Annotated in this window: 11 protein-coding genes; 9 read left to right on the top strand and 2 right to left on the bottom strand. The window is 56.0% G+C overall.

Features of this window, described 5'->3' with window-relative positions; all coding sequences use genetic code 11:
• The first annotated feature begins 100 nt into the window (after positions 1–100).
• From WKK33_RS03980 to WKK33_RS03965, 4 genes are all read left to right on the top strand, one after another.
• The gene (locus tag WKK33_RS03980; protein ID WP_337570338.1) at positions 101–769 is read left to right on the top strand and encodes a DUF4230 domain-containing protein; all 669 of its coding nucleotides are present in this window, start codon (positions 101–103) and stop codon (positions 767–769) included.
• Positions 766–1,392, top strand: coding sequence for a DUF4230 domain-containing protein (locus tag WKK33_RS03975; RefSeq protein ID WP_337932586.1), 627 nt, complete (start codon positions 766–768; stop codon positions 1,390–1,392). Before WKK33_RS03980 ends, WKK33_RS03975 begins: the two co-directional genes overlap by 4 nt.
• A gap of 116 nt (positions 1,393–1,508) precedes the next feature.
• Complete coding sequence (locus WKK33_RS03970) at positions 1,509–2,105, top strand: DUF5041 domain-containing protein (RefSeq protein ID WP_337932584.1); 597 nt, start codon at positions 1,509–1,511, stop codon at positions 2,103–2,105.
• 6 nt (positions 2,106–2,111) lie between these two features.
• A complete protein-coding gene (locus WKK33_RS03965; protein WP_337932582.1) occupies positions 2,112–4,076 on the top strand; it encodes a TlpA disulfide reductase family protein in 1,965 nt (654 codons plus the stop codon).
• Between the two features lie 150 nt (positions 4,077–4,226).
• Here WKK33_RS03965 and nudC read toward each other — a convergent pair whose 3' ends face one another.
• Entirely contained in the window at positions 4,227–5,045 is an 819-nt protein-coding gene (gene nudC, locus WKK33_RS03960; protein ID WP_337932580.1) for an NAD(+) diphosphatase, read from the bottom strand.
• A gap of 92 nt (positions 5,046–5,137) precedes the next feature.
• Positions 5,138–6,820 (bottom strand): bifunctional metallophosphatase/5'-nucleotidase, encoded by a 1,683-nt coding sequence (locus WKK33_RS03955; RefSeq protein WP_337932589.1) that lies wholly within the window; start codon positions 6,818–6,820, stop codon positions 5,138–5,140.
• A gap of 274 nt (positions 6,821–7,094) precedes the next feature.
• Here WKK33_RS03955 and WKK33_RS03950 point away from each other — a divergent pair, with 274 nt between their 5' ends.
• The 5 genes from WKK33_RS03950 (at position 7,095) to WKK33_RS03930 (ending at position 11,822) form a co-directional block, all read left to right on the top strand.
• Entirely contained in the window at positions 7,095–8,363 is a 1,269-nt protein-coding gene (locus WKK33_RS03950; RefSeq protein WP_337932578.1) for a D-alanyl-D-alanine carboxypeptidase, read from the top strand.
• Positions 8,364–8,484: 121 nt separating this feature from the next.
• Positions 8,485–9,213 (top strand): sugar phosphate nucleotidyltransferase, encoded by a 729-nt coding sequence (locus tag WKK33_RS03945; protein ID WP_337932577.1) that lies wholly within the window; start codon positions 8,485–8,487, stop codon positions 9,211–9,213.
• Between the two features lie 34 nt (positions 9,214–9,247).
• Positions 9,248–10,054, top strand: a complete 807-nt coding sequence (locus WKK33_RS03940) for a hypothetical protein (protein ID WP_337932575.1) — start codon at positions 9,248–9,250, stop codon at positions 10,052–10,054.
• Positions 10,055–10,096: 42 nt separating this feature from the next.
• Positions 10,097–11,065 (top strand): CDP-alcohol phosphatidyltransferase family protein, encoded by a 969-nt coding sequence (locus tag WKK33_RS03935; protein ID WP_309438718.1) that lies wholly within the window; start codon positions 10,097–10,099, stop codon positions 11,063–11,065.
• A 52-nt stretch (positions 11,066–11,117) separates the two neighbouring features.
• The gene (locus WKK33_RS03930; protein ID WP_337469106.1) at positions 11,118–11,822 is read left to right on the top strand and encodes an HAD family hydrolase; all 705 of its coding nucleotides are present in this window, start codon (positions 11,118–11,120) and stop codon (positions 11,820–11,822) included.
• Positions 11,823–11,835 lie beyond the last annotated feature (13 nt).

The raw sequence follows: 11,835 nt of genomic DNA, 5'->3' as shown, positions 1-11,835 counted from the left end.
TTCTGTTTTTTATCCCAACTGGCTTATAATTCGGAAATTTTATCTAAATTTGTATTGTCGACGAACCCACTAAATAATCCCAACCAAAAACGAAATGCCCATGCGTAAAATCATCAGTGTGACAATGGTGTTGCTGGCAGCCATGCTGGCAGCCTGCGGCAATGGCCAGCAGGAACGGGTGGGGGAGGTCCAGCAGGTGGACACCCTTCCGCTGATGGTCATGCAGATACAGAAATGCTCGCGCCTTTACACCTCCGAATACCAGTTGCATAAGATTGTCACTTTCGACGACACGCTGTCGGTGGGCGGCAAGGTGTTTCAGCAGCGTTTCAAGTTGAACCTTCCGCTGGGAAAGCGGCGCATAGCCATCCCCGTGAAGGCCAGCGTGAAGGCGTATGTCGACTTCAGCGAGTTCTCGGAAGCCAATGTGCGGGTGCGTGGCGACAAGGTGGAGATTGTGCTGCCCGACCCTGAGGTGACGCTCACGGCCACGCAGATCGACCATGAGGGCGTGAGGGAGAAGGTGTCGCTGTTCCGCAGTAGGTTCACCGACGAGGAGGTGACGCAGATCCAGCGGCAGGGGCGCGACGACATCATCAAGTCGATACCCCGCCTGGGCATCATAGAGAACGCGCGCCAAAACGCCGCACGCCAGTTGGTGCCCATCGTGGAGGCGTTGGGCTATCGGCCCGAGAACATCACCGTTACGTTTCGTAAGCGCTTCACCATCAGCGATATACCTAACCTCATTAAGACAGTGGAACCATGAAGCAATTCTTACAGCAGATCAGCAGGGCGCTTGTAGCCAAGCTCGTGCTTGTGGCCGTTTGCGTGTTGGCCATCGTGGGTGTGGTGGCTTACCTGTCGCACCAGATGAAGGGCAGCAGCGTGGAGGTGGGCCACACGCAGCGCATCGGCGTCACCCCCACCCAGGTGGAGCGCATCAGGGGCATCGGCCAATGGGAGTTTCTCTCTGTGGCCGACGAGGAGATGGTCGACACGGTGCGCCATGGGTTCTTTGGCGACGATGAGTTGTCGCGCATTTATTACGGCACCTTGCGGTTGGGTGTCGACCTGAGCCAGACGGCCGATGGATGGATCACGATGGACCACGACACGGTCGACGTGTTGCTTCCCGCCATACGCTTATTGGACGATAATTTTCTTGACGAAGCGCGAACCAAGACCTTCTACGAGGAAGGCAAGTGGAGCGAGGCCGACAAGGCTGCCCTCACACGTCGTGCACAGCTGGCGATGAGGCGGCGGTGCCTAACGCCCTCCAACATTCGCAGCGCCCAGCAGAACGCCTCCACACAGTTCGACAATCTGCTGAAGGCCATGGGCTTCGACTATGCCCGCATCCGGTTTGCCAATCCGCCTTCAACTAAATAATCAGGCCAGCAAGCCATTGTGGTTTCATCCCCACGGCACGCACCCTCAAGCGGTTGGCTTGTCGTTGTAACAGCCTCCGCCGCTCCCCACAAGAAACCCTCTAACTCCCAACCTATATGAAAAAGAAAATCCTCCTCACCATCCTGCTCGCCCTCATTGTGGTGGCGGCACAGGCGCAGAAAATTAAAATGAGTCAACCATCGTTTAGCGACTATCTGCCGTTGCTTAACGCCCAGGGCTATAGGGTATATAGCTTCGATACGAAGAAAATGAAAGGCGCAGAGGTCGAGGTTGTTGTCATGGAATATGCAAAAGGCGAAGAGCCGAAGAAGGCATTCAACTTCGACGTCAACATGAGTCTTGGCAAGAAACTTGTCATTGGTATTGTGCCATCCAGTAGCGATTCTACGGCCAACTACCTCTTCCGTTTCAGCGAAGATCGGGAGTTTGGCGGTCGGTTTAAGCTGAAACCGATATTTGTTCCCCAAATGCCTGGCAAAAAGCATTTTGTCTATGAGTCGCGACCTTTTGAACAGGCAACATCCTTCAAGAAAGGGGAGATGATTCCGCTCGTTATGTATGGCTCATATTGGTACGACGAAGATGGAGGTTCCTTCCGCTTTTGTGGCGACAACGAAATCAAGCTCGATTTCTCGTCGGACATTCTCGAATTCATTCCACATTATTATGTTCTCGGAATAAAGATCAAGTAGAAAACTATGAAAAAGAAAATTCTCCTCACCCTCCTGCTCGCCCTCATTGTGGTGGCGGCACAGGCACAACAGAGATCGGGCCTAAACCTCTGTCTGAGGGACGAGGCGACGGGCGAATGGCTCATCGGACTGTTCGACGAGTACGCCATCTACGACTGCGACTATTGGAGCTATGCCGAGGTGGGAAAGGGGCGCTTGGTGCTTACCCACGACAAGCAGCATAAGGAGATACGACTGAAGAAGGGCTCCGTGGCCATTGATGGGGTGAAGCACAAGATATCGGTGCTGACCACCCGGTTCCTGCCCGACTATCCCGTGGCAGACGACACGCCCTTTGACGCAACGATCCTTGACAAGGAGCAGCAGGCAACCCTGCGCGTGGCGCACCGAAGTGGCAAGGCGGGCATCGACGTTACCACAAACTTTGGCAGTATGGTGGACGACGTGCTGCAAAGCTACGCATCCCTTAGCGACTCGCTTGGTCGATACGAGGCGCAAATACCCCTTGTTGGCCAAACGGGCTCGATGATGGTCACCCAAGCCACTCCCGCGATCTATCGCCTCAACAACTGGATATGGATTCCCTACGTCATCGCACCCGGCGAAAAGATGCTGTTCTTCGTCGACGACGTGGAGGGGCGTATTTACGTCATGGGAAAATCGGCTCGCATGGTCAACGAGTTTCTCAATCATCCCTTGTATGGCTACGACATGGATTATGATGCGCGTAAGGCCATGCACTTCCCGCAGTTTATCAGCGCCTACGACAAGGAGCTCCAAGCGTTCGCCCATTGCCGCGACTCCATCCTCTCGCGCCACCCGTTGCTCTCCAAGCGTTACAAGGACTACACGGAAAGCATGTCGAGGTCGTTCTTCGCTTACGATTTGGGACAGTTGCGTTTCAACCGTGGCAAGGTGAAGCGCGAGGAGATCATAGGCGAGGCCAAGCGACGCCGCTTGTTCCATTTCGACGCTCCCTTCATGGTGCAGAAACGCTACGGCCGTTTTTTAGACGACCTCTGTGCGGCAGCCATCCAGAAACATTGTGCGATAGGTAGCGGCGTGCCCTTCCTGCAAGGCATCTTGAAGAAAGCCAGCGAGGGAGGGTGCTGGCTGTCTGAAGAGGAAAAGCGGCTCATCGAAAGTGAGATGCCCGCAGAGGCCGCCATCGACGTGCCCTCGTTGCAACTGCTTGATTCGGCGGGCGTTTGGATGGAGGGCTTTTACCTCACCGACACCCTGCAAGCCCTGTTTGAAAGTAGGCCCGAACTGTTCAGCGAGATCTCGCTCTATTACAAACAAAGGCAGATACAGGCGCTCGACTCACTTCTTGATCTGCCACCCACGCTTCGGGAGATTGCCGTGGCCCGCCTGATCGAAAAAAGGCTCAAGGAGAAAGTGGCGCCACTCGACGACAACGAAATGAGAATGCTACGCGAGAACGTGCGGCAGCCTTATCTCCTCGGCGCTGTGCTCAAAACCAACGACCAGCTTGTGGCCGCCCGCAAGGCTGCGGAAGCCATCGTTACGCCCGACCCTCGACCGTTGGCCGACCTGACCGACGGTGAGGAAATTTTCAGAAAGATCGTGGAGCCCTATCGTGGACGCTTCATCTACCTCGACGTGTGGGGAACGTGGTGCGCCCCATGCAAGGAGATGATGACCCATGTGCCGAAGATGAAGCAACAACTCAAGGACCTCAACATCGTTTACCTCTATCTGGTAAACCACAGCAACGAGCAGGCGTGGAAGACCGCCATTGCCCAATTCCACCTCACAGGCGAGAACAGCATCCATTATAACCTGCCCGAAAAGCAGCAGAGTGCCCTCGAGCGCTATATCGGTGTGGCTGGCTATCCCACCTACAAGATCGTGGCCCCCAACGGCAACCTACTGCCAACCGTGGCTCCCCGTCCCGACCATCCCGAAGCCATCCGACACATAATAGAAGAGGTGGCCAACAGCCAATAGCCTTGCGCTGCCCAGCCGGCTCAACGAAAACGTTACATTGTTACATGTTACATGTTACAATAAGGTGGTTCCACATGTCGCATTCAACCCATTACGCAAACAGGGCGCACCGTTATGGCGCGCCCTGCTTGTGTTATTGGCCAGAAAAGGTTATTCTTGCGATGATGTCACCCCGTGGCTCTTGAGCCATGCGTCGATGAGCCGACGGGCGATAGATAACTTTTGGGGTATGCGTGGCATCTGGTCGTAGCGAAACCAGTTGCCCTTCGACAGTTCGGACCGTTGCAGGTGTATGGCGCCCTCGTCGTAGTCGGCCATATAGCCCACCATGAGTCCGCAAGGGTAGGGCCAAGGCTGCGACCCGAAGTAAGTGAGGTTTTTGATGGTCAGCCCTGTTTCCTCCATCACCTCGCGGCGCACCGCCTCCTCGAGCGTCTCGCCCGTCTCCACAAATCCCGCCACGAGCCCGTAGAAGTCCGACACGAAGTTGCGGGCGTGCACCAGCAGCACCTCGTCGCCCCTCCGGATGAGCACGATGACGGCCGTGGCCAGTTGGGGCCACACCTCCTTGCCACATTGCGTGCAGCGCTTGGAGATGTCGGTCGACATCTTCATGGGCGCTCCGCACACACCACAGAATTGCGTGTTGTGGTCCCAGTAGAGCAGCTCCTCACACTTACCCGCCTTGAGGTAGAGCGGCTCGGGCAGGTGGTAGAACGACTCGCGGAGCGACTTGAACACCCATCCATCCTTGCGCAGCTGGTCATCGGTGGCCTCTATGCTCTTCGGGTCGTCGACCATCAGCGCCTTCACCTCCGTGCCGTCGTCCATGGGCGATATGTTGAGCACGTGCGTCCACGGATGGATGCCGATGGGCACCTCCTCGGCGCATGGAATGGTGAACGTCCCGTTGGGCTGTTGCTCCAGCAGGATGTTGTTTTTGGAGAAGATGAAATAATACCTTTTCATATAGCCTTTTCTTGCTTTTTCTAAACCCATTTCGGAAAGAAACAATAATATCCTACCATTTCCCCCTTTTCGGTCTTATGCCCGATTTGGACTTAATCGTGGAACAACAACTGTCTGTCGCGCTTGGCCGCCTCCTGCGTCCATTGCTCAGGCACGAAGCGCCAGTTGGTGTTGGGCTGCGGGTTGAGTGTGCCCAATCGCTTGATTTCCTCCATGAGATAATGGCGCAGGTCATACTCCGAGCGCCACACAATGCGGTCGTCCAGGTCGTCCTTGGCAATGCCAGCGCCGCGCGTGAGCAGTTCGCCGCCACCGTTGGCGCGATAGCTGTTTACCGCCACCTTATAATATTTGTTCTCGTCGAACGGCTCGCCGTTGCTCATCTTCAGCACCTTCACCTTCTGGCCGTTGGGCTTGGTAACATCCACCTCATAGTCGATGCCCGCTGCCGAGTCGAAGTTGAACGAGAAGTTCTTGAAGCCCAAGCGTTGCTGGTCGCCACGCGTCTGGCTGTCGAGCAGCAGCAGGTGGTCGTCGGGCGAGGTCATGGTGTTTACCCAGAGGTCGTAGCTCATCTCGAGCGCCTTGCGTATCTCCTTGCCCGTGAGGCGCATCACGAAGAGCTGGTTCTCATATTTATAGAGGTTGAACATGTCGGCCACGCGCACCGGTCCCTTCTTGATGGCCACGTCAAACGATACAGGCGCGTTGAACGCCACGTCGGCCTTGGTGATGCTCAGCTCGAGGTTGAGGATGAGGTCGTTGAAGGCCGAGTTGCCAAAATAGCTGTCGCGCGTGGAGATGGTGTTCTCGAAGGTGCCAATCACACGGTCGGCATACGCCTTGACCGTCTCGTTGAACGCGCTGAAATGGTCCACAAAGTCGTTGTCGACAGGCAGGTCGGCCACATCCACGAGCTTCCATTGGCTCTCCTTGACGCACCAGCGCCCCTTCTTCTTCACCAGTTGCAGGTCGGCCTGCGCCACCGACATGGCGTTGTTGGCAGGGTCGAGGCACGCCACCAGTTTGCCCTCGCTGTTGGTTACCGCGTCGGCGTAGCGCGTGTGGTCGTGACCGAAGAACACCACGTCGAAGCCCGGCACCTCTCGCGCCACGGCCAGCGCCGCATCCTCCTTGTAGTGGGGCGTCGTAATGCCGCCGTCCTTGCCCGAGTGGAACAGTCCGATGACGATGTCGGCCTTCTCCTGCTCCTTCACCACGCGCATCCATTGGCGCGCCGAGCTCACCATCTCCTCGAAGCGGAGCCCGCTCCACAGGTTCTCGCCCAACCAGTTGGGGATGGCGGGCGTGAGCAGGCCGATGATGGCGATGCGCGCGCCGCCACGCTTCAGGATGGTGTAGGGCTTGAGGTAGGGCTTGTTGGTCTTGGTGTCGATGACGTTGGCGCCCAGGATGGGGCAGTGGGTGGCGCTCACCCATTTGTCGTAGACCCGATGGCCCGTCTCCACGTCGTGGTTGCCAATGGTCTGCGCGTCGTAGCGTAGGTAGTTGACGACCTGTGCCGCGATGTTGGCGCTGGTCGTGTCCACATAGTTGGAATAATAGTTTACGGGTTGGCCCTGGAGAATGTCGCCATTGTCGAGCAAGATGACGTTCTCGCCATGCTGGCTGCGCAACTGGTTGACGTATGTGGCCACACGAGCCAGCGACCCAGCCTTGGGCTTGCGGTTGATGAAGTCGTAGGGGAAGAAGCTACCGTGCACGTCGCTGGTCTCAATGAACTTCAGGTCGATGGTTTTCTCTTTCGTTGTCATAGCGTTGGCTGAGGAGGTGCCCAAAACCAATAGGCACCCCGTGATTACTGCGATGAATGATTTCATTTATTTGTGGTTTTCTGTATTTTTTATTTACGGGCAAAGTTACTAAAAACGACCGAAACATTTGCAGGTTAGCGGGAAAAAAGCTATTTTTGCAAGAAATAATAATTTGTTTGGAATGGCGATGGGTGCCTAATGGGGACGGCCGAGCTGCGAGGGTTCGGTAAGTTCTTTGATGTCAGCGCGTTGCCACAATCTGTTTTTATACGAAATGAAATCAAACCCGAGAAGTTTCCGTTTCCCCCTGATCATATTGTCGTCGTTATTGGCCGTGGCCGCTTTGGTGGGCTGTGGCGGAAAAGACACGAAAGACGCCGTGGCGCCCGCCAAGAAAGCCGATACGGGCATTCCCGTCGACGCCAACCTCAAGCAACGCTTGGACGAGTTTGCCCACAAGCCACGTGTGGCAGGCCGCTTTGGCCTGTGCGTCTACGACCTCACCGCCGACAAGCCCGTTTATGCCTTCCAGGAAAACGCCCCCATCCCCTCGGCCTCGTGCATGAAGTTGCTGTCGGGGGTGGCGGGCTACCATCTGCTCGGCACCCATTACAACTATGAGACCTCGCTTTTCATCAAGGGGCGCATGGCCGATGGACTGCTGCGCGGAAGCATCATCCTCAAGGGCAGCGCCGACCCCAACTTCACGCCCGACGACCTGAAGTTTATGGCGAGGATGCTGCGGAAAAATGGTGTGAAAGAACTTGACGGAAACATCATCCTCGACCTGTTGCTCAACGAGCCCGTGCAGGCTGAGGTGCATTGGTATCCGTGGGACCTTGAGCGGTCGAAGTATGGCCTGCTCTACCAAGGCTCCACCCGCATTGGCAATGCGCTCGTTGCGGCGTGCAAGGCCCAGGGCATCAAGGTGAAGGCCGACCAAGTGGTAACAGGCAAAACGCCACGTGGCGCCCACCGTGTGGCCCGGTCCATCAGAACCATCGACCGCGTGGTGGAACGCATGTGGAAGAACAGTTCCAACACCCGGGCCACCGCCATGCTCTACACCATTGGCCAACACCTCAACGCCAACGACTCGGCCCAAAAGGTGGGTGTGGCTTATCTGAACAAATTTTTGAAACAAACCATTCACGAGAACAATCCCAAGATTGTCGTACACGATGGTTGCGGCCTGTGCCGCTATAACCGCCTTTCGGCCCAGTCGCTGGTCGACATCCTCAGGTATGGCTACGCCGACAAGGCCATCTTCAACAGGTTGTGGAAACACCTGTCGGTGGCAGGTGTCGACGGCACCGCCTGCCGCTTGCTGTCGGGCCCCGAGCTGCGAGGCAAGTTGCGCGTGAAGACAGGTACCCTCTCGCACCCCTACGGCATCAGCACCCTGGCCGGCTATTGTGAGGCGCCCAACGGTCACCTGTTGGCCTTCGCCATCATGGACAGCGAGATGTCGGTGCTCGACGCCCACGTGTTGCAGCGCAACCTCTGCAAGGTGCTGGTGAAGGAGGTTAAGGGCGCTAAGTAGGCCAAGTACTTGCGACGACTCTTTTGTTATGTGTAGAAAACTAAATAATCGTCAAAAAACATCCGTTTGTCAGCGATTATCAGTAACTTTGCACATCATCTTATAAAAGAATCGTTATACAATGAAATTTGCTATTATTGCCGCTGGTGAAGGATCGCGTCTGGCCGCTGAGGGCATCAACGCACCCAAGCCAATGGTCAAAGTGCATGGCGAGCACCTTATAGACCGCCTTATCAGGGTGTTTATGAAGAACAACGCCGAGGAGATTGTTGTTATCTGCAACGACAAGACCACTATCGTGAGCCGCCACCTGCTGGAGCTCGAGGAGGATGGGTTGCGTGGCCAACCCGTGCCCTTGCAGTTCAAGGTGCGCAGCACACCCAGTTCCATGCATTCTTTTTTCCAACTGCGTGAGTTGCTTGCCGGCTCACCGTTTGTGCTCACCACCGTCGACACCATCTTCCGCGAACAAGAGTTTTGCCAATATGTCAAGGCGTTCAAGGAAGTGCTGGCCGAAGGTGGCGACGGCTTGATGGGCGTAACCAATTATATCGACGACGAGAAACCCTTGTATGTGGGCACCGACGAAGCCATGAACGTGACGGGCTTCTACGATGCCAACGACACACAATGCACCTATATCTCGGGCGGCATATACGGCTTGGCCCCCTCCGCCCTCGAAACGCTCGACGACTGTATGGAACGTGGCGAGAGCCGCATGCGCAATTTCCAGCGCGGCCTGGTGCGCGACGGTCGTAAGCTCAAGGCCTTTGCCTTCTCGAAGGTGCTCGACATCGACCATGCCAGCGACATAGAGAAAGCCGAGGCGTTACTCGATGAGAAAGCCTAAGGCTATGGGATGAAAGACAAAGGGTATTGAAGCAATGAGATATTTGGCTATTCGGCGCGACGATAGGTTCTCGCCCAACGCGGTGGAGAACGACAGGGCCATACTGAGGCGGGCCAGCGAACGCTTGCGCGAGCTTTTGGGCCTGGCCGACGACATTGCGATGGTGGATGAGCGCCAATGGGTGGAGCGGCCTATGGAGGCCGACGTCTACCTGTCGATGGCTCGTGAGGAAACCACGCTGGACCTCTTGCGCGACAAGGAGAGCGGCGGCAGCCTGGTGGTGAATGGCGCCCAAGGGGTGCTCCGTTGCCGCCGTACCGAGCTCGACCAGCTGATGCGCCTTCACCACGTGCCCATGCCGCCCCTCGTGGGCAGCCACGGCTATTGGTTGAAGCGGGGCGACGCCGCGGCGCAGTCGAAGGCCGATGTGGTGTTTTGCGAAGACCTTACGGCGCTTAACGCAGCGAAGGAGGCGTTTCGCAAGCGCGGCGTGACCGACATGGTGGTGAGCGCCCACGTGCCAGGCGACCTGGTGAAGTTTTATGGCGTGGGAACAGCGTTCTTCCAATTTTTCTATCCCAGCGACGACGGCATCTCGAAGTTTGGCGACGAGAAGCGCAACGGTGTGGCACACCATTATGCCTTCGAGGCCGAAAGGCTACACCAAGAGGTGGTTCGCCTGAGCCAGTTGGTGGGTGTGGAGGTGTTTGGCGGCGACGCCATCATCGACGAGCATGGCCGGTTCTACATCATCGACTTCAACGATTGGCCCAGCTTCTCGCGTTGTAGGGAAGAGGCGGCCATGGCCATAGCCCAATGCGTGGCCAAGGCAAGGAGATAAGACAATAGATTTTTTACAGAATAGATTTTTTCATAGATTTGAATGGCAACTTTTAAAGAGTTATTACAGGCTTCCTTTAAGTCGGAAGATACAGAAGAGTGGTTGGATGTGCATTTCACCCGTCCCATCGGATTGGTGTTTGCGCTGATGTGGAACAAGATGGGCGTTCATCCCAACGCCATTACCATCTTGTCGATATTTCTCGGGGCGGGTGCCGGATGGATGTTCGCCCAAACCGATTTGCAGCACAACCTGATGGGTGTGGCCCTGCTCATGCTGGCCAACTTCTGCGACTCCACCGACGGGCAGATGGCGCGCCTCACGGGCAAGAAGACGCTCTTGGGCCGCGTGTTGGACGGTTTCTCGGGCGATGTGTGGTTCTTCTGCATCTATGTAGGCATTGCCACGCGCCTCATGGGCCAAACCATTCCGGGAACCGACATCGCTTGGAGCTTCTGGATCTGGGCCTTGGCCTTTATCGCTGGCGTGCTGTGCCACTCACCACAAAGTTCGTTGGCCGACTATTATCGCCAAATACACCTCTTCTTCCTGAAAGGAAAGAGCGGATCGGAGCTCGACAATTATGTGCAGCAAAGAGCCAAGTTTGAGAGCCTGCCGATGAAAAACTGGTTTGAGAAACTCTATTATTATTTCTACGCCAACTATTGTAAGAGTCAGGAGAAGCGCACGGCCGCCTTCCAATCGTTCTTCGAGGCGTGGAACAAGGCTTGCCTCAAGCACAACAAGGAGCAGCTTGAGCCCATCCGTCAGGAGTTTCTCAAGGGCAGCCGGCCACTCATGCCCTTCACCAATCTGCTCACCTTCAACAGTAGGGCCATCACCATTTATCTCGCTTGCATAGCGGGTAGCCTTACCAACGACGTGGTGGGACCGTGGATTTTCTTCTTCTTCGAGATCGTGGTTCTTAACATCCTCTATATTTGCATGCACAAGCGCCACGAGACGCTCTGCCAACAGATGACCAAGAAATTGGCTGCGCTCAACGCGTAATGGGAGCAACGCCTTGTTTTTGTGAGATATTACAAATAAAAAGAAACCTCAAATGATTAAAGGATATATTTTCGATTATGGAGGCACGCTCGACACAGCGGGTTGCCACTGGGGAAAACTGCTGTGGCGCGCTTACCAAAAGCATCAGGTGCCCGTTACGGAGGAGCAGTTTCGCGACGCTTATGTCTATGCGGAGCGCACGTTGGGCCGAAACCCCATCATCCAGCCGCATTACAATTTCCACACCACGCTGAGCGTAAAGCTTCGCCTGGAGATGGAATATTTGTGCCAGAACGGCTTTTGGGGCGCCGACGAGGCCATGTTCAACGAGAAGCACGAGGCCGTGCTCAACGAGCTCTATGCCCAGGTGAAGGAAACCACACGCCATAGCCGTGAGGTGCTGGAGCAGTTGCACCAAACGTACCCCATGGTCCTGGTAAGCAATTTCTACGGCAACATCCACGAGGTGTTGGTGGAGTTTGGCCTCGACCATCTGTTCCAGGACGTGGTGGAGTCGGCCGTGGTGGGTATTCGAAAGCCCGACCACCGCATCTTCGCCCTGGGCGTGGAAAAGCTGGGCCTGAAGCCCGAGGAGGTGATGGTGGTGGGCGACAGCTTCTACAAGGACATAGAGCCCGCCATCAAGGCGGGGTGCAAGGCCGCATGGTTCAAGGGCGAGGGATGGACCGACGCTACCTACGACGAGTCGATTCCCGACAAGGTCATTACCGACCTCGCACAGCTCATAGAAGGATAATGGGGTAGAACCC

The sequence above is a fragment of the Hallella sp. genome, from assembly GCF_037460745.1.
GTDB lineage: Bacteria > Bacteroidota > Bacteroidia > Bacteroidales > Bacteroidaceae > Prevotella > Prevotella faecis.
Note: the sequence above shows the minus strand (reverse complement) of the source record. Positions and strands in the feature narration are given on the sequence as shown.

What these genes read in the sequence shown, in the direction of transcription:
- WKK33_RS03980 (WP_337570338.1), top strand. Translation starts at nt 101, where the DNA reads ATGCGTAAAATCATCAGTGTGACAATGGTGTTGCTGGCAGCCATGCTG.
- WKK33_RS03975 (WP_337932586.1), top strand. Translation starts at nt 766, where the DNA reads ATGAAGCAATTCTTACAGCAGATCAGCAGGGCGCTTGTAGCCAAGCTC.
- WKK33_RS03970 (WP_337932584.1), top strand. Translation starts at nt 1,509, where the DNA reads ATGAAAAAGAAAATCCTCCTCACCATCCTGCTCGCCCTCATTGTGGTG.
- WKK33_RS03965 (WP_337932582.1), top strand. Translation starts at nt 2,112, where the DNA reads ATGAAAAAGAAAATTCTCCTCACCCTCCTGCTCGCCCTCATTGTGGTG.
- nudC (WP_337932580.1), bottom strand. Translation starts at nt 5,045, where the DNA reads ATGAAAAGGTATTATTTCATCTTCTCCAAAAACAACATCCTGCTGGAG.
- WKK33_RS03955 (WP_337932589.1), bottom strand. Translation starts at nt 6,820, where the DNA reads ATGACAACGAAAGAGAAAACCATCGACCTGAAGTTCATTGAGACCAGC.
- WKK33_RS03950 (WP_337932578.1), top strand. Translation starts at nt 7,095, where the DNA reads ATGAAATCAAACCCGAGAAGTTTCCGTTTCCCCCTGATCATATTGTCG.
- WKK33_RS03945 (WP_337932577.1), top strand. Translation starts at nt 8,485, where the DNA reads ATGAAATTTGCTATTATTGCCGCTGGTGAAGGATCGCGTCTGGCCGCT.
- WKK33_RS03940 (WP_337932575.1), top strand. Translation starts at nt 9,248, where the DNA reads ATGAGATATTTGGCTATTCGGCGCGACGATAGGTTCTCGCCCAACGCG.
- WKK33_RS03935 (WP_309438718.1), top strand. Translation starts at nt 10,097, where the DNA reads ATGGCAACTTTTAAAGAGTTATTACAGGCTTCCTTTAAGTCGGAAGAT.
- WKK33_RS03930 (WP_337469106.1), top strand. Translation starts at nt 11,118, where the DNA reads ATGATTAAAGGATATATTTTCGATTATGGAGGCACGCTCGACACAGCG.